The sequence below is a fragment of the Algoriphagus lutimaris genome, from assembly GCF_017051705.1.
GTDB classification, from domain to species: Bacteria; Bacteroidota; Bacteroidia; order Cytophagales; family Cyclobacteriaceae; genus Algoriphagus; species Algoriphagus lutimaris.
The window spans coordinates 1-17,254 of record NZ_JAFIDJ010000001.1; the positions used below are offsets into that span (position 1 = coordinate 1).

The following is a 17,254-nucleotide window of genomic DNA, read 5'->3' on the forward strand; positions in this document are numbered from 1 at the left end:
AGAGAAGTTAAGCCCTGCAGCGCCGATGGTACTGGGGTTACACCCGGGAGAGTAGGTCGCCGCCACATTATTCAAGCCCTTTGGATCCGTCCATAGGGCTTTTGTGTTTTCAGCCCCACAGGGAGCAAAACCCATCCCTTCCCTTTTACCTAGCCAGCTATCCAGCTGGCTTTTTTTGTTGTTACTCTTCTCTTCTAGTCCTCAGGATTCTCATGTCTCGAACCAAAACTGTTCCTGATCACTGCTTACTGAATTCTATTGGTAATATATGGGTTAAATGGAATGGGAACTTACCATTTCCATTTTTTTGGTTGGCAAAGAAAATTCAAAAAACTGACTTTTATCATCTTTGCAACTAGGAATGGTCATGATGTGCAAAGGCTCTGTTGAATAGCTTTGAATAAAGTTATTCTATATGGAAGCCAAGCCTTCAAGCATGACGAAGTTTGATCTACCGCCCCAATTGATCAATGTATTTCACCAAGAGATATTGGAAGAAAAATTCAATCCAGCTATTGAACTAACCAGCCATGTCTTTGATGAATCAAACCATACCTTGTTTTCATTAGACCTTAATCAAGTATTGGATTGGCTGCAAACCCATGAATATCCTAAATCTTTGGAAAAAGAACCTTGCCAAACTCCTGTTCTACTTTACGTCCCAAAATTCTCTTTGAACCACCTGTTGTTTCATTACGATGGTACTAGTGATTCAGCGAGAATCATTCATAAGTTTTTGTACCTATTCCAAGACTTAATTAAGGGCAGTAAAGCCACTATCATTTCACCCAGCTTCATTCCTAAATCCAGGTCAAAAGAAGAACAAGAAATTATTCAAAAAATTACTTCTGCGACCATGGAAACCAGTTTTATCAAATTCAATTTTATGCGAATTGGAGACTTTTGGTCCTATGCAGTGCAACATGACTGTACTCTTTTGGTCACGTCGAAAACCTATCAGCAAGAGCTCTCTAATGTGCTTTTTGATTTTTACAAAGGTAATTTGTGGGATGACCAATTATCATTTTACCTATCCCTTTAATTAATGTATTCAACTGACTTTAATCATGTTTTTTTATTACTTTATAAGGTAAATTTAGTAAACTAATATCCATGAAAGCCACCTCTAACTCAAATTCTATTACTAAATGCTATCATTGTGGTGAGGTGTGCAGTGAATTGAATTTGGTGCTTGAAGAAAAGCATTTTTGCTGTCAAGGCTGTAAACTAGTCTACGAAGTTCTTTCTGAAAATGACCTTTGCAGCTACTATGAATTGGAGGAATTTCCTGGAGAAAATCAAAAATTAAAGAGTTCCAAAGAAAATAGATTTGACTATTTAGAAGATTCGGATATTCAGTCACAACTTTTGGATTTTAGAAGTGATTCTGAAAGTCATATTACCTTTACTATTCCTCATATCCATTGCGCATCCTGTATATGGTTGCTCGAAAACTTGGTTCAAATCCATTCTGGAATCCTATCAAGTAGGGTTGATTTTATTAAAAAGAAAGTTCAAGTCAAATTTAATCAACATAAAATCAGCTTAAAGGAGCTGGTTTCATTGTTGGCTACTATAGGTTATGAACCGAAAATCAGCTTATCTGATACAGGAGGGAAACCAAAAGCTACGATAGATAAAAAACTGATTTCCCAATTAGCAGTAGCAGGGTTCTGTTTCGGGAATATGATGTTATTCAGTTTGCCGGAATATTTTTCTGAGACCCAGTTTTTAGGAGAAGGATTTAAAGGCTTATTTAATTACTTGAATGTTTTACTTGCTTTACCTGTCGTTTTCTACTCAGCTAATAGCTATTATTTATCTGCCTGGAATTCTCTAAAGCAGTGGAAAATTAATATGGATGTGCCTATCGTATTAGGCATTATTGCATTATTTCTGTATTCCCTTTGGCAGATATTTATTTTTGGGAATGCTGGTTTTATGGATAGCCTAGGAGGATTATTGTTCTTCCTTTTATTGGGTAAATTTTATCAGCAGAAGACTTTTTCAGCCTTGGAATTTGATCGTGATTATAAATCCTATTTTCCAATGGCAGTTACCAAACTAGTTCAAGACAAGGAAAATGTGGTTCCTATTTCAAAACTTGAAATAGGAGATGTGATCTTGATAAGAAATGAGGAGTTGATCCCAGCAGATTCAATTTTACTCAGTGATCAAGCAAGTATTGATTATAGTTTTGTCACAGGAGAAGAGATTCCTGTACCTAAGTATAAAAAAGAAATTATATATGCTGGTGGAAGACAAGTAGGCGATCCCATTCTCTTAACTATTCAAAAATCTCCATCCCAAGGGTATTTAACAGACCTTTGGAACAACGAAATCTTTGAAAAAAAGCATGATGGACTTTTAGAACCTTTGGCCAATAAAGTAAGTAGCGTGTTTACTTGGACTGTGCTTACTATCGCTTTCCTGGCATTTTTTTATTGGAGTTTTCAGGATTTATCAATTGCAGTCAAAGCCTTTGCTTCTGTATTGATTGTGGCATGTCCATGTGCATTGGCGATGTCTACTCCATTTACCTTAGGCAATACTTTGAGAATTTTTGGGAAGGCAAAGTTTTATTTAAAAAATGCTTCTGTTATTGAAAAGATGGCTCAGCTAGATACCATCGTTTTTGATAAGACAGGAACACTTACTTCCCCTGCCAATGCACAAATAGAATTTGTTGGAGATGAATTGACTGCACAAACTAAGAATGTTTTGAAATCTATGGTTTCCAAGTCGAGTCATCCATTAAGTAATCGAATTAATCATTATTTGGGAGATTGTGAACTGGAGCGTATTACAGATTTTCAAGAACTCAAAGGGAAAGGGATACAGGCTATTTTCAAGGGACAACTTTTTCAATTGGGATCTAAAGATTTCACAGGGTCACAACTAGAACCTAATATTGTGGAAGGGAATCTGGTCTATTTTACTGTTGCGGGACAAAGTTTAGGTTATTATTCCATCAAGTCAGGATTGAGGGAAACTGCCCCATTTGTCATCCAACAATTGGAAGAAGAATATGAATTGCACTTACTTTCAGGGGATCATAGTCATGAACAGGTTGCTTTGCGGGATAAACTCGGTACTTCTATTCAGTTTAATTTTAATCAAAGTCCTTCCGATAAGCTTCAATATCTAAAACATCTTAACCAAAAAGATAAACATACGCTGATGATAGGTGACGGTTTGAACGATGCGGGGGCCTTACAAGAAAGCGAAGTTGGAATAGCCGTGACAGAGCAGATCAGTCATTTTTCTCCTGCAAGTGATGCCATTATGGATGCCTCTGTGATTTCTGAAATTCCTTCTTTTTTAAGCTTTGCAAAGGCGAATAGAACGATTATTAAAATCAGTTTTATCTTGAGTTTAATGTACAATATTGTCGGGATTTCCTTAGCAGTTCAAGGAGTTCTGAGTCCAGTTATTTGTGCCATTTTAATGCCTCTTAGCAGCATTACGGTTGTGGTGTTTACCACAGTAGCAACTAATCTAGTGGCTATGAGAAAAGGATTATTTAAGACAAACTTCAAATAATATGGAGGTAATTTTTCTATTGATCGGTGTGAGTTTAATTCTAGCAGGGACATTCCTTTACCTGTTTTTTAAAGCAATGAAGGATGGCCAGTTTGATGATGATTATACGCCATCCATTAGAATATTATTCGACAGCAAACAGAAAAAAGTAACAAAAGATCAACCAACAAAAACAAAGTCCTATGAATGATTCTACTTTAGAAACGTTCCAATATGACAATAAAATTGTCAAGTATTTTGGAGCAGCCACCGTTATATGGGGGCTCGTCGGGATGTTGGTGGGAGTCATCGCTGCCACCCAATTATTCCTACCAGAAGCCAATTTGGGTAATCCCTATACCACTTTTGGTAGGATTAGACCATTGCATACGAATGCGGTAATTTTCGCCTTCGTGGGAAATGCGATTTTCGCAGGTGTGTATTATTCCATGCCGAGGTTGTTAAAAACGCCTATGTGGAATAAAACATTGAGCTGGTTTCATTTCTATGGATGGCAGCTAATTATTTTGGCCGCTGCAATCACCCTTCCTTTAGGACTTACCACCTCAAAAGAATATGCTGAGTTAGAGTGGCCAATTGACATTGCCATTGCCTTGGTTTGGGTGGCGTTTGGTGCCAATATGATTGGTACGTTGATGACTCGAAGAGAGCGACACATGTACGTAGCCATTTGGTTTTACATGGCTTCCTTTGTGACTGTGGCTGTACTGCACATTTTTAATTCCTTGGCTTTGCCAGTTTCCTTTCTAAAAAGTTACTCTGCCTATGCTGGGGTTCAGGATGCTTTGGTACAGTGGTGGTATGGTCATAATGCGGTTGCATTCTTCCTTACAACCCCCTTTTTAGGATTGATGTATTATTTCCTGCCAAAGGCGGCGAACAGACCTGTTTATTCTTATAAACTTTCTATAGTTCACTTTTGGTCATTGATATTCATTTACATGTGGGCGGGCCCTCACCATTTATTGTATACAGCACTTCCTGAATGGGCTCAGGTATTGGGTACTGCATTTTCGGTAATGTTGATTGCTCCATCATGGGGTGGAATGGTCAATGGATTATTGACCCTTCGAGGAGCTTGGGACAAAGTAAGCAATGAACCTATATTGAAATTTATGGTCGTGGCTCTTACAGCATATGGTATGGCGACCTTTGAAGGACCTATGTTGTCCTTGAAAAATGTGAATGCGATTGCTCACTATACCGACTGGATCGTTGCTCACGTGCATATTGGAGGATTGGGCTGGAATGGCTTCTTGACTTTCGGCATGTTGTATTGGATGTGGCCAAGGATATTCAAAACCAAGATCTATTCAATCAAATTGGCCAATACCCATTTTTGGATGGGAACCTTAGGGATTATTTTCTATGCACTACCGATGTATGTGGCTGCCTTGACTCAGTTCTTGATGTTAAGAGAGTTTGATGAAATGGGACGATTGTCTTACGGTAACTTCTTACAAACTGTAGTAGAATTAGTGCCGATGTATATGTTGAGAGCCTTTGGGGGTTTATTATACTTAAGTGGTGCGGTGATCATGGTATACAACATGTGGAAGACTGCTCAACAAGGAGTATTCCAAGAGTCAGAAGAAGATTCTGCGCCAGCCTTGGCTAAAAACTATAAGCCAGCTGGAGAATTTTGGCACAGAGCCTGGGAAAGAAAGCCTGTTTTCTTTACTGTATTGGCAACAGTTGCCATTGCAATAGGAGGTGCGATTGAGATTATTCCAACTATTTTAGTGAAATCCAATGTACCAACCATTAGTTCTGTAAAACCATATACCCCATTAGAATTAGAGGGTAGAGATTTGTATATCGCGAATGGCTGCGTTGGTTGTCATTCACAAATGATCCGTCCATTTAGATTTGAAACAGAACGATATGGGGAATATTCCAAAGCCGGAGAGTTTGTCTATGATCGGCCTTTCCTATGGGGATCCAAGCGTACAGGGCCTGATTTACATCGTGTAGGAGGTAAATATCCTGATAGCTGGCACTACTTCCATATGATGGATCCAAGGTCCATGTCTCCGGGTTCATTGATGCCACCTTATCCATGGATGGTGGAGAATGTAATGGATTACTCAGATTTACCAGCCAAAATCAGGACGCTTCAAAAATTGGGAGTTCCTTATCCAGAAGGATATGATGAGCGCGCGATGGCAGACTTGGAATCCCAAGCTGCTCAGATTACTGCTAACCTAAAAGATGCAGGTGTCGAGGTAATGCCAAATACTGAAATCGTGGCATTGATATCTTATTTGCAAAGACTTGGTACAGATATCAAGGCAACTTCTTCAAACGAATAAATCTATAAGTCATGTATAAAGAAGTTTTAAGATCTATCGAAAACATAGAAATCTATCCGATCATTTCGCTTTTGATTTTTGTCCTGTTCTTTGTCGCCATGTTGCTATGGGTGATTAAGGTGCCTAAATCCTACATTGACCATATGAGGTCACTTCCTATGGAAGAAGACGATATTATAAAGAAAGAGCCATGAAAAATATACTAACCTTATTATTTGCATTTGTTGGGCTTTCTGTGACCAACGCAGTTTTTGCTCAAGCAGTAGAAAGTTCGACTTACGAAAAACTGATGAATATGGATGGGAATCAATTAACCCTTCTTATCATTATGGGGGTCATATTAGGAGTCATTGTTCTTCTTTTGATATTGATTATTTACCTCATGTCTTTTATAACAGCAATGTTTAGAAAGGAAAACCCTGCTATGGCAGAAGAGCCAACATGGTGGGAATCCTTCAAAGAAAAGTTCATTACAGGGGATGTAGAAGAAGAAGCAGTGGAGAAAAGGGAAATGACAGATCACTCCTACGATGGGATTACTGAGCTAGATAATTTCATGCCTCCTTGGCTTCAATATACGTTCCTAATCACAGCCATCTTTGGGATAGGTTATTTCATCAATTACTCTGTATTGGGCTATGGCAAGACTGGAGTGGAAGAATATGAAGAGGAATTGAGAATTGAAGCAATAGCCTCGGAAGAGCGTAAGGCAAATGCCGCCGCGGGAATAGATGAGACTACTGTCGTTTTTGATGAGTCTGCATCCGCATTAGCATCAGGTAAGACCATCTTTGAAGGTAATTGTGCTGCATGCCACGCTATTGATGGAGGTGGGGGAGTTGGTCCTAACTTAACGGACGATTACTGGATTCATGGAAATACTATATCTGAAGTGTTTTCTGTTATTAAATATGGGGTCGTAAGTAAGGGAATGGTGCCATGGGAGGATCAGTTAAGCCCTGAAGAAATCCAACAAGTAGCAAGCTATATTCTTACGTTGAATGGCACAAGCCCTGCAAACCCTAAGGAACCTCAAGGTGAGCTGGTCGGTGCAGCACCTGCCACCGAAACTCCTGTAGAGTCCGATAGCACCACAGTAGAATAAGAAATAGACTGAACATAATTAGTCGGGAGAAGAAATTCTTCCGACTATTCCTTAGCTATCAATCATGGCAAAAAAGAATCCACATTTAAACCCCGAGAATTTCCGTGATGCCTTGGCAACTGTTCAAGAAGATGGGAAAAGAAACTGGGTATACCCAAAAAAAGTCAAGGGTCTGTTCTATAAATATAGGACCTATCTTTCCTGGCTTTTATTGGCTATTTTATTTGCGGGACCTTTCATAAAAGTGGATGGTAGACCATGGCTTTTGTTCAATATTTTTGAAAGGAAGTTTATCATATTTGGAGCTGTATTTTGGCCTCAGGATACCTATTTATTGATTTTTCTCCTATTGATCTTTTTCGTTTTTGTCATTCTTTTTACGGTGATTTTTGGAAGAGTTTTTTGTGGTTGGGCTTGTCCTCAAACTCTTTTTATGGAAATGGTTTTTCGTAAAATTGAGTATTGGATCGAAGGAGATGCCAATCAGCAAAGAGCTTTGAATAGTGCTCCTTGGGACTCAAGAAAAATTGGCAAAAAAGGGGCAAAGTACTTGATCTTTGGATTCATTTCACTGATGATTGGTCATTTGGTGATGGCTTATTTAATAGGGGTAGATCAGGTAATAGAGGTAGTTACTCAGCCACCTTCTGCCCATATGGCTGGTTTTATAGGGTTGATCGCGTTTTCAGGAATTTTCATGTTTGTATTTTCCTGGTTTCGAGAGCAGGCATGTTTGGTTGTTTGCCCTTATGGAAGACTTCAAGGCGTTTTGCTGGACAATAACTCCATCAACGTCATGTATGATTATGTGAGGGGTGAACCTAGAGCTCCAATACGGAAAAATAAGACGGAACTTGAGCCTAAAGGTGATTGTGTGGATTGCAGCCTTTGTGTACAGGTTTGTCCAACAGGGATTGATATTAGAAATGGAATTCAAATGGAGTGCGTAAACTGCACCGCTTGTATTGATGCCTGTGATGAGGTCATGGAAAAGGTGGATAGACCAAAAGGCTTGATCCGGTATGCCTCTCAGAATAGCATTAAAGAAGGATTCCAAAAATTGATCACGGGTAGGGTCAAGGCATACGTGGTGGTTTTATTGGTGTTAGTAGCCGCTTTTGTTTCATTAATTGCTACAAGAGAACCTATTAATGGAACAGTCACTAGATTTCCGGGTATGACTTATCAAACCAGAGAAGATGGAAGAGTTTCAAACTTGTATGAAATCACGTTAATCAACAAAACATTTGAACCTCAAACTGTAGAATTAATACCATTGGAAGAAGGGATTGATTTGGAAGTAGTTGGCGATACTCATTGGACTTTAGAACCCCAATCAAAGTTTGAAGGAAGGTTTTTCTTAGTTAGAAATCAATCTGATGTGCAAGTGACCCAGGAAAAGGTAAAGTTGCAACTAAGTGCTGGGGGTCAAGAATTTGGTGATATTGAAACAAACTTTATGGCTCCCATAAACAAATAAAGCGATGAAATTAAATATGAATTGGGGAACTGGAATATTCCTTTCGTTTTTAGGTTTTATTGTGGTCATTATGACCATGGTGACTATTTCGGTTAGAATGGATGGGATTGAATTAGTGACAGAAAGCTATTATGAAAAGGAAATAGTTTATCAGGATCAAATAGATAAAGAACAGGCTACTTTAGATCAAAACAAGGATATTATGACCTTTGATATCAAGGCGAAGGTGATATTAGTGGATTTGCCTTCAGGCGCTTCAGGAACTCTTCATCTTTTCAGACCTTCTGATGCCGCCTTAGACAAAAAAATTAAATTAGATGGTAATAGCCAAAGAGTTATTGAAGTTCCAACTGATCAATTGAAAAGTGGGTATTGGAAAGCTCAATTAAATTGGGAGGAAAATGGAGTTGAATATTATCAAGAAAAGAAATTGAATTTTTAATGCTTTGGACCGCTGTCATACTTGGTTTTTTGGGATCATTCCACTGTGTTGGAATGTGTGGGCCAATTGCTTTGGCAGTGGGAGGATCCAATAAAAATAAATTTTTAGGTAAAAAAATAGTTTACCACTTTGGACGAAGTTTTACTTACTCCCTATTAGGACTTCTGGTAGGTAGTCTAGGTTTTTCCTTAGCATTGGCAGGAGTTCAGAAAGGCCTATCTATTGGGATGGGAATAATTATTTTAATCCTTGCACTTTCTATTAAAAAATCAGATCAATTCCTATCAATCCCAATTTTTTCAGGATTTGTAAAATGGATCAAAAAGACCTTAGGAACCTATCTAAAATCTGGAAAAACAGCTGCTTATTTAAGTACAGGTATGATCAATGGTTTATTGCCTTGTGGCATGGTCTATATGGCACTGATCGCAGCTTTGGCTTTGCAAAATCCTTGGTTAGGAGCGGCCTACATGTTTTTCTTTGGATTGGGTACTGTGCCGCTCTTATTGGCATTAATGATTTCTGGAAGTCTTTTTAGTCTGTCTTTAAGACAAAAATTCCAATCAGCTATCCCTTACTTGGGAGTTCTGATTGGAATACTATTTATTTTTAGAGGCTTGGGCTTAGGGCTGCATGGCTTTAGTCCTGAATTGCAAGTCTATGACTATGGCACTGAACAAATCGAAATAACGATGTGCCGTTAAATCGCTTTACTAAATACTTGATGTTGCTTTTGGTTTTCGGCTAGTCTTAAATCCAACTGCTTGCAAACATGACGGATAATTGCCATCCCCATTTCGGTAATTTCTAATTTTCCATCTTCTAATCTGATCAGATTTTCAGATTCCATATTTTTCAGTTTAAAAATCTGATCTTCATTTAGCTTTTCCCAAACCTGCAAAGGGATATGTGCTTCATTTCTACAAATCAAGTCAAGAATGATTTCTCTGATCTGAATATCTTCTTTTGTTAATACGTGTCCTTTTTGAATCGCCCATAGATTTTCGTTCATGGTTTCTTTATAGGCTTCAATATTCTTTTCGTTTTGAGCATAGCCAAGATGTATATCACTAATACTACTTGCGCCCAAGCCAATTAATATCTTGGAAGGAGAGGTGGTGTAGCCCATGAAATTTCTATGCAAAGTACCCTTGTGTTTTGCCAAGTTTAGTGGGTCATTGGGTAGGGCAAAATGATCCATTCCTACTTCCTCATATCCTAGATCAATTAATTTTTTTCTTCCAAATTCATATAATGCCCGCTTTTCAATATCTACAGGTAAATGTTTTTCAAAGCTCTTTTGTGCAGGGAATACGGTTGGTAGATGCGCATAGGAATAAAAAGCAATGCGATCCGGTTTTAAATCGGCCACCTTCTCAAAGGTATCTTCTAGAGATGCTATTGTCTGATGTGGCAGTCCATAAATCAAATCAAAGTTGATAGAAGTATACCCCGACTTTCGAGCATTTTCGGTAGCTTCAATTACCTTTTCCAAAGGTTGTAGCCTATGAATGGCCAGCTGTACTTTCGAGTCAAAGTCTTGAATCCCATAACTCACTCGATCAAAACCGAGGCTATTTAATGTTTGTAAGTGGGCCAAGGTAGTGTTGTTGGGGTGTCCTTCAAAACTGAATTCGGCCGATTCCAAAACTTCAGAATTTTGAATGATTTCGTTAAGAAAATACTCTAGGGATTCAGGTTGGAAAAAGGTAGGTGTTCCGCCGCCAAGATGAATTCCAGCTAGCTTGGGCTTGCTATTAAATAGCTTAAGGTATTTTTTCCATTCAGTTAGGATAGCGTCCAAATAGGGAATTTCCACCGAATGGTTTTTAGTAATTCGTTTATTACAGCCGCAATAGGAACAAAGGCTTTCACAATAGGGAAGGTGGATGTATAAAGTAATTCCTTCTTGTTCACCAAACTGGTCAAATGCAGTTTGAACAAGCGCTTCCCAGGTCTCTGAATGAAGGTTGTTTTCCCAAAGTGGTACCGTTGGATACGAAGTATAACGAGGTGCAGGTTTGTTATACTTTTCTATAAGTTCTGGTGATAAAGTCATTCTTTTTTCTTTGTACAAAACTGTACTTAAATGACTTTTTTTTGACTGACTAGAATAAGACTAAAACCTGATATTTATCAGGTTTTAGCGATTTGTAGGAATATCTAATCAAGTAGGAAATTATTGAGAAAGCTACTTTTCAAAAGTAACCAGACAAAGAATAATAGGATTCCCCAAAATAAATAAATACGATAGTAATCTGAAGTCTCTTTATACCTGTTTTCTATAATTTCTGCCTTTTCCAAGGTGTCAATTCTTTCAAAAATACTATTTAGTGTACCTCCGTCTGATGCCCTAAAAAACTCTCCATTACCAATTTTTGCAATTTCTCTTAAAGTAGTTTCATCCAGGTAACTTTCCACCATTTGAGGTCTCCCGAAAAAATCAGTCCCGTAAGGAACCATCCCATCTTTTCCCACTGCAATGGTATATATTTTTATATCTAATGCAGAGGCAAGTTCCGCTGCAAACAGAGGGTCTACGTTTCCAGCATTACTTTCACCATCACTCAGTAGAATCAAAACTTTGGAAGCCGACTCTGATTCTTTCATTCGATTGGTTGCTGAGGCTATTGCGGAACCGATGGCAGTACCTTTTGCTTCCATCATATTAAATGAAATATCCTCTATCAAATCTGTCAAAAGCTGATAATCATTCGTCAATGGCGCAAGTGAATATGCTTCTCCTGCAAATACCACCATTCCTATTCTATCTCCAAAACGGCCGTTGATAAAGTCAACAGCGGTGGATTTAGCTGCTTCCAACCGATTTGGCGTAAAATCTTGAAGATCCATGGATTCAGAAATATCCATTACTAAGACAATGTCTATTCCTTCCGTAAATTGCTCTACCCGTTCGTTACTTCGCTGAGGTCTTCCTAAGGCGATCACGATCATGACCAAGGCCAAGAAGAAGAATCCTGTAGGGATAAGTCTAAGGTAAGTCCATGGATTGTTTTTTGCGGCTCTTTTAGGAAGTGAAAGCTCTAAAACAGGATTTTTCAAAAACTTCACGAAAATTCTCAAAAGCATAAGCGCAGGAATGATCCAAAGCAAATGCAGAATCCAAATATTTTCCCATTCGTATGATTTGAAGGTCTCAGGCAAAAACCAAGACCAGCTAAAAAACTCAGCTAGTTGCTCTTGCATGCTTCATCTCGTTTAGTTTTTCTAAATGCTTTTCTTTTGCTACCTGAAGTAGATAATCAGTAGCTTCTTCACTTTTTTCTGAAACCCCTGCATAAATGATCAAGTCAATTGCTCTTAATGCTTTGAAAACTTCAGGGTCATCCAGTTTTTCCCCGATTTCGCTGGAAGTCCACTCTTGGAAAGGCTGGTGAGTGAGTTTCTCCATAAATGATTTCCAAAGTCCCTGTACTTCATCTGCAAGGTCCAAGGTAGGGTTTTGGGTAAGAAGAGTGGTTTGTTTGATCCATTCTTTTTCAAATTGCCTCCATCTTCTTTTTTGACTTTTATCCTTAAGTAAGCGTTTGATACGTTCCGCAAATAGGAGATAGAATACCAATAAGACTAAAACAATTCCTCCTAACAGAACCCCAATGACAATCCAATTGAATTCTTTTTCAAGTGGCTGATATACATTGTTTTCCTGAAAAACAGGTTGCTCTGGAATACTGTCTAACGTGAGCTTTAATTTTAATTCGGCCTCTAATGGGAAATGAGTGATGCTATCGTATCTGGTTAACTCATATACTGGAAGCGTCATAAAGATACTGGGCTCCAGAGAAAAGTTGGAAACATAATAGATAGTACTATCACTGGTTACTCCTTCGATAGTACTCGAAATAAATGTCTTTTTTTCAAGCAGCACCAACGGGGAATAATCATATAATGAATCAGGAAATATTAGCTGTTTCTGTTCAGGGTAGGTAGCTTTTAAAACATAACCTACACGTTCTCCAAGTTTTGCAGAATCCTGGAGAAAATATCCATCTATCTTGACCTCTTGAGCCCAGCTTAGAACGGGGAGGAAAAATAAAAGAATGATTTTACTTAGTTTACCCACGTTTCATTCTTTTGTTTCTGTACTTAAATAATTCAATTAATGGGGCTACGATATCTTGACTCGTATCAATACTTAGGTAATTGATCTGATTTTTTTTACAAATTTCTTGAAGGTTCACCCGTTCCGAAGAAAAAGTTTCAGCAATTTTTTTTGAAAAACTTCCGAAGGCTGTATTTACCCAAGTTGTTTTACCTCTCTCTTTATCATAGATGGGAATAATTCCTAAAGAAGGTAACGCTGATTCCCTTGGGTCTGTCAACTGGATTGCTACCAAGTCATGTCTTTCTGCCAGAGCTCTGAAAGGTCTTTCATAACCTTCATCGATAAAGTCAGAAATCACAATGATGACACTTCTTTTTTTAATAAGATTTAATGCGAAGGTAAACATGGCATTCAAATCTGTTTTTAAAGATTTGTTCTCATGCTCAAAGATCCCTCTAACCATCTTTACACCTTGTTTTGGACCTTTACCGGGTAAAATCAGGTTCTCTTTTTGATCAGAAAAGCTGATAAGTCCTACCTGACTGCCATCAAAGACCGCAGCAAGGTTAAGCACTCCTGCGATGATTTTTCCCTGATCTATTTTCTTGTTTCCTACTTGACCAATATCCTGACTTCCACTGATGTCCAATAAGAAATAAACACATTGATCTTTGTCTTCACGAAAGGTCTTTACAAAGGTACCATGACCTTTAGCAGACACTTTCCATTCGATCGTTCTTACATCATCCCCGTATTGATAAGGACGTAAGTCGTCAAATTCCAAACCAGAGCCTTTGAACAGAGATTGGTACTCTCCTTGCAAGTGGTTGTTAGCCACTTTTCGGATCATTATCTCATATTTTCTAAGCTTACTGAATAGTTGATTCATTCCTGGAGATTTGAACTGGCTAATTTATAGGAACAGGTTGAATTATAAAATTTGTCTTATATGAAGGGTGAAGGAAATTTCAGTTAAAAAACCATAATTTTACATCGTGAAACGATTACTACTAATTTGTTTAAGTCTCCTTTTTGTAGCCTCTTGCTCCAAAGATGAGAAACCAAAAGGTTTGTTGAGTCAGGATAAAATGATTAATGTCTTGATTGATATACAGATAACGGAGGGGATTGCCAGTGCAATTCCAGTGCCCTATGATTCTTCTGAGGTTTTATACAAATTAATGGAAAAAGAAGTCTTCAAAAAACATCAAGTTGAAGATTCAGTTTTTACTCAAAGCCTCCGATATTACCTGCAATACCCAGGAATCATGGATAATATGTACGCCCAGATTTTAGATTCGTTGGCAGCAAGAGAAACAATTGGAATTAAAAAAGACGAAGGAGAGATTTTCTAATGATATACCCCTCTAATTTAGAGCAAAAAATAAATTTCGGAAAGGTCAAGGAATTACTTAAAGAGGAATGCACCTCTCCTTTGGGAATGAGTTATGTAGATAAAGTTTCCTTTTCTTCTGATCCCAAATTGGTTGTAAAACTCCTAGACCAAACACATGAATTTTTTCAGATCCTGATTTCCGGGGAAGTTTTTCCCTCCTCCAATTTTACGAACCTTTATCCTTTTTTAGATAAAGCCAAATTGGAAGGCTCATTTCTAGATCAGGAGGATTTTCATGAAGTGAAGTTGGCTCTATATACCTTGAGAGGATGTATTTCATTTTTTAAAAAATTTGGGGATGAATATCCTGCTCTTAGTCAACTTCTGGGATTATTGGTTGATCTGGATTTGAGCTTACTGAAATCAATAGAACAAGTAATCGATGAAAAAGGAAAGATCAGAAGTAATGCGAGTAGAGATCTTCAATTGATAAGGAACCAGATCATTTTTGAAGAAGGAAGGCTAAGAAAGGTGATGGAAAGAATCTTTAAAGAGGCAAGGGCCAAAGGTCTAACTCCTGAAGATTCGGCTATGACCATCCGTGGAGGCAGAATGGTGATTCCAGTGGCAGCAGAAAATAAGAGGAAGCTAAGAGGGTTTATCCATGATGAATCTGCAACAGGCCAAACTGTCTTTATGGAGCCAGAAGAAGCCTTGGATATCAATAATGAAATCCGGGATTTGGAATACATGGAGCGCCGTGAGATTATCAAAATACTCACGACTCTAACTGATAAATTGCGACCGACAATCCCTGCATTAAGAAAAGCGACAAATTACCTGGGTTTGATGGATTTTGTCAGAGCAAAAGCAAAATTTGCTCAAAAGACAGAGAGCGTAAAACCTGAGATCACCAAAGAAAGACAATTGACTTGGACCAAAGCAAGGCATCCACTCTTGGAAATGGCTTTGAAAAGCCAAGGAAAGAGAATCATTCCTTTGGATGTGAAATTAGGAGGGCATGAGCGTCTGTTAGTGATTTCAGGACCCAACGCAGGAGGAAAATCAGTAACCCTAAAAACAGTAGCATTGCTCCAGTATATGTTGCAATGTGGTTTGTTAATCCCTGTTCAGCCTGATTCAAAAAGCTCGCTCTTTGATAATTTCTTCATCGATATTGGAGATGAACAGAATCTTGAAAATGACTTGAGTACATATAGCTCTCATCTCCTAAGTATGAAGCATTTTACTCAATTTTCGAATAGAAAGACGATCCTCTTCATTGATGAATTTGGAACAGGAACTGAACCGCAGTTTGGTGGGGCGATTGCTGAATCTATATTACTGGCTTTGAATAAATTAGGAGCCTTTGGTATTGTGACTACCCACTATGGAAACCTGAAGCAGATAGCCAATAAGAACCAAGGGTTGGTAAATGGGGCCATGCGCTATGATGTAGATAAATTGGAGCCACTGTACCAATTGGAAATTGGTAAGCCAGGATCTTCTTTTGCTTTGGAAATCGCCTCTAAAATCGGGATTTCTAAAGATATTCTTCAATATGCAAAGGATAACATCGGAGAAGAACGGGTTCGCTACGATAGATTGTTGACCCAGCTTGAAAATGAGAAGAATCAATACACTAGCCTATTGGCAGATGCAAAAGCAAAAGAAAGGTTACTCAAGACCAGGCTCAGAGAATATAATGAACTGAAAGAAACCTTAGAGCTTACAAAGAAGCGATATATCCAAGAGGCCAAACAAGAAGCCAAAGCATTATTGGATCAAACCAATAAAAAAATCGAATCTACTATCCGTCAGATAAAGGAAGACAAAGCAGATAAAGAGGCCACTAAAAAAATCCGACAGGAACTCGAAACATTTAAAGAGGAGGTAAAACCTGAGAAAATGGCCATTAAAGATCCGGAGATCGTGGTTATAGGTGGCAAAATTTCCAATGGAGATTGGGTCAGGTTAAAAGATAATGGAGCGATTGCTCAAGTGCTTCAGGTGAAAAATAAGGAAGTGGAACTTTCAATTGGAGAGTTGAAATCTAATGTTAAGCTTTCTAGATTGGAAAAAATCTCCCAAACTCAGGTGAAGAAAGAATTGAAGTCATCTTCCAAAAGAAGTGGGTATAACACCAACGAGAAACTCATGGATTTTTCTCCAAACTTGGATTTGAGAGGAAAAAGGGGAGAAGAAGTGCTGTCTATAATCCAGACATTTATTGATGAAGGATTTATGTTTGGAGTCAAAGACCTAAGGATCGTTCATGGAAAAGGTGATGGGATCCTAAGAGATATTACCAGAAATTTACTTAGAACCATGCCTCAGGTGGCAAGGTTGGAGGATGAGCATCCTGATCGTGGTGGAGCTGGGGTAACTCTGGTAACTTTAAAATAGCAAAGGGGCATTTTTAGCTCCTTTTTCTTAATCCTTCAAAAGATCAAATTCGTAGGTTCCTGCAATGGCTTGGACCCCATTGATTCTAGCTCCTGGTAAAGGAATAGTAAAGATCAAAACCAGGCGATCACCAGTTCGGGTGAATGAAATCTCTCTACCGGAAACTGGTTTAGATCCGGTCAAAACTATTTTGTCAAAATTACTACCAGCAAAAGACCAAGTTCCTGCATTATCAAAAATGTCATTGTTGTTTTTACTGGTATATGTTTTAGCGGCTGTGTTGGCACTCAAATTCAATTCAAAGTTTTGATAAAGGTCTGTGACCAAGGTCCCATCTCTTTTGACGGTACCTCCTCCTGCAATAACCCAATTTATTCTACCAGTTTCTGTTAATGCTTCAATCGCTAATTCCTCAGCTGTTTTTTGAGGAGGGGTTGGATCGTCATTCCAACAAGCTTGAGCGAAAGCTGCAATAATTACAAAGGATAAGAATCTAAAATATTTGAGTTTCATGAATTGAATTGTTCCTTCTTAAAAATAAATATACACAAGTATCCCTAAAAC

The 17,254-nt window shown here is 38.3% G+C and carries 16 protein-coding genes; 11 read left to right on the forward strand and 5 right to left on the reverse strand.

The genetic code is table 11. From position 1 onward, the window contains the following. Window positions 1–436 precede the first annotated feature (436 nt). The 9 genes from JYB62_RS00005 to JYB62_RS00045 all read left to right on the forward strand — a co-directional run bounded on the left by JYB62_RS00005 (window position 437) and on the right by JYB62_RS00045 (window position 9,586). Window positions 437–1,042 (forward strand): hypothetical protein, encoded by a 606-nt coding sequence (locus JYB62_RS00005; RefSeq protein WP_243431400.1) that lies wholly within the window; start codon window positions 437–439, stop codon window positions 1,040–1,042. A 71-nt stretch (window positions 1,043–1,113) separates the two neighbouring features. Then, window positions 1,114–3,543, forward strand: coding sequence for a heavy metal translocating P-type ATPase (locus tag JYB62_RS00010; protein ID WP_205643407.1), 2,430 nt, complete (start codon window positions 1,114–1,116; stop codon window positions 3,541–3,543). Between the two features lies 1 nt (window position 3,544). Further along, entirely contained in the window at window positions 3,545–3,733 is a 189-nt protein-coding gene (ccoS, locus tag JYB62_RS00015) for a cbb3-type cytochrome oxidase assembly protein CcoS (protein WP_205643408.1), read from the forward strand. Continuing rightward, window positions 3,726–5,855: a cytochrome-c oxidase, cbb3-type subunit I gene (gene ccoN, locus JYB62_RS00020; RefSeq protein ID WP_205643409.1), complete on the forward strand. Its 2,130-nt coding sequence runs from the start codon at window positions 3,726–3,728 to the stop codon at window positions 5,853–5,855. Before ccoS ends, ccoN begins: the two co-directional genes overlap by 8 nt. Before the next feature lie 11 nt (window positions 5,856–5,866). After that, window positions 5,867–6,049 carry a cbb3-type cytochrome c oxidase subunit 3 gene (locus JYB62_RS00025; RefSeq protein ID WP_205643410.1) on the forward strand — a complete coding sequence of 61 codons (183 nt, stop codon included), beginning with the start codon at window positions 5,867–5,869 and terminating at the stop codon, window positions 6,047–6,049. Then, the gene (locus JYB62_RS00030) at window positions 6,046–6,960 is read left to right on the forward strand and encodes a cbb3-type cytochrome c oxidase N-terminal domain-containing protein (RefSeq protein ID WP_205643411.1); all 915 of its coding nucleotides are present in this window, start codon (window positions 6,046–6,048) and stop codon (window positions 6,958–6,960) included. The genes JYB62_RS00025 and JYB62_RS00030 overlap by 4 nt, the downstream gene beginning before the upstream one ends. Window positions 6,961–7,024: 64 nt before the next feature. After that, the gene (gene ccoG / locus JYB62_RS00035; protein ID WP_205643412.1) at window positions 7,025–8,440 is read left to right on the forward strand and encodes a cytochrome c oxidase accessory protein CcoG; all 1,416 of its coding nucleotides are present in this window, start codon (window positions 7,025–7,027) and stop codon (window positions 8,438–8,440) included. 4 nt (window positions 8,441–8,444) lie between these two features. Next, on the forward strand, window positions 8,445–8,882 hold the full coding sequence (locus tag JYB62_RS00040) for a FixH family protein (RefSeq protein ID WP_243431401.1): 438 nt from the start codon (window positions 8,445–8,447) through the stop codon (window positions 8,880–8,882). After that, window positions 8,882–9,586, forward strand: a complete 705-nt coding sequence (locus JYB62_RS00045) for a sulfite exporter TauE/SafE family protein (RefSeq protein WP_205643413.1) — start codon at window positions 8,882–8,884, stop codon at window positions 9,584–9,586. The genes JYB62_RS00040 and JYB62_RS00045 overlap by 1 nt, the downstream gene beginning before the upstream one ends. Here JYB62_RS00045 and hemN read toward each other — a convergent pair. The 4 genes from hemN to JYB62_RS00065 form a co-directional block, all read right to left on the reverse strand. Next, window positions 9,583–10,941 (reverse strand): oxygen-independent coproporphyrinogen III oxidase, encoded by a 1,359-nt coding sequence (gene hemN, locus JYB62_RS00050; RefSeq protein WP_205643414.1) that lies wholly within the window; start codon window positions 10,939–10,941, stop codon window positions 9,583–9,585. The two genes, JYB62_RS00045 and hemN, sit on opposite strands and share 4 nt — an antisense overlap. 104 nt (window positions 10,942–11,045) lie before the next feature. Continuing rightward, a complete protein-coding gene (locus JYB62_RS00055) occupies window positions 11,046–12,089 on the reverse strand; it encodes a vWA domain-containing protein (protein ID WP_205643415.1) in 1,044 nt (347 codons plus the stop codon). Continuing rightward, window positions 12,070–12,966, reverse strand: a complete 897-nt coding sequence (locus JYB62_RS00060; protein WP_205643416.1) for a hypothetical protein — start codon at window positions 12,964–12,966, stop codon at window positions 12,070–12,072. Before JYB62_RS00060 ends, JYB62_RS00055 begins: the two co-directional genes overlap by 20 nt. Then, window positions 12,959–13,837, reverse strand: coding sequence for a DUF58 domain-containing protein (locus JYB62_RS00065; protein ID WP_205643417.1), 879 nt, complete (start codon window positions 13,835–13,837; stop codon window positions 12,959–12,961). The genes JYB62_RS00060 and JYB62_RS00065 overlap by 8 nt, the downstream gene beginning before the upstream one ends. A 106-nt stretch (window positions 13,838–13,943) precedes the next feature. Here JYB62_RS00065 and JYB62_RS00070 point away from each other — a divergent pair, with 106 nt between their 5' ends. After that, window positions 13,944–14,303: a DUF4296 domain-containing protein gene (locus JYB62_RS00070; protein WP_205643418.1), complete on the forward strand. Its 360-nt coding sequence runs from the start codon at window positions 13,944–13,946 to the stop codon at window positions 14,301–14,303. Beyond that, window positions 14,303–16,690 carry an endonuclease MutS2 gene (locus tag JYB62_RS00075; protein WP_205643419.1) on the forward strand — a complete coding sequence of 796 codons (2,388 nt, stop codon included), beginning with the start codon at window positions 14,303–14,305 and terminating at the stop codon, window positions 16,688–16,690. Before JYB62_RS00070 ends, JYB62_RS00075 begins: the two co-directional genes overlap by 1 nt. Window positions 16,691–16,717: 27 nt before the next feature. Here JYB62_RS00075 and JYB62_RS00080 read toward each other — a convergent pair whose 3' ends face one another. Next, window positions 16,718–17,203 carry a hypothetical protein gene (locus JYB62_RS00080; RefSeq protein ID WP_205643420.1) on the reverse strand — a complete coding sequence of 162 codons (486 nt, stop codon included), beginning with the start codon at window positions 17,201–17,203 and terminating at the stop codon, window positions 16,718–16,720. Window positions 17,204–17,254: the final 51 nt, after the last annotated feature.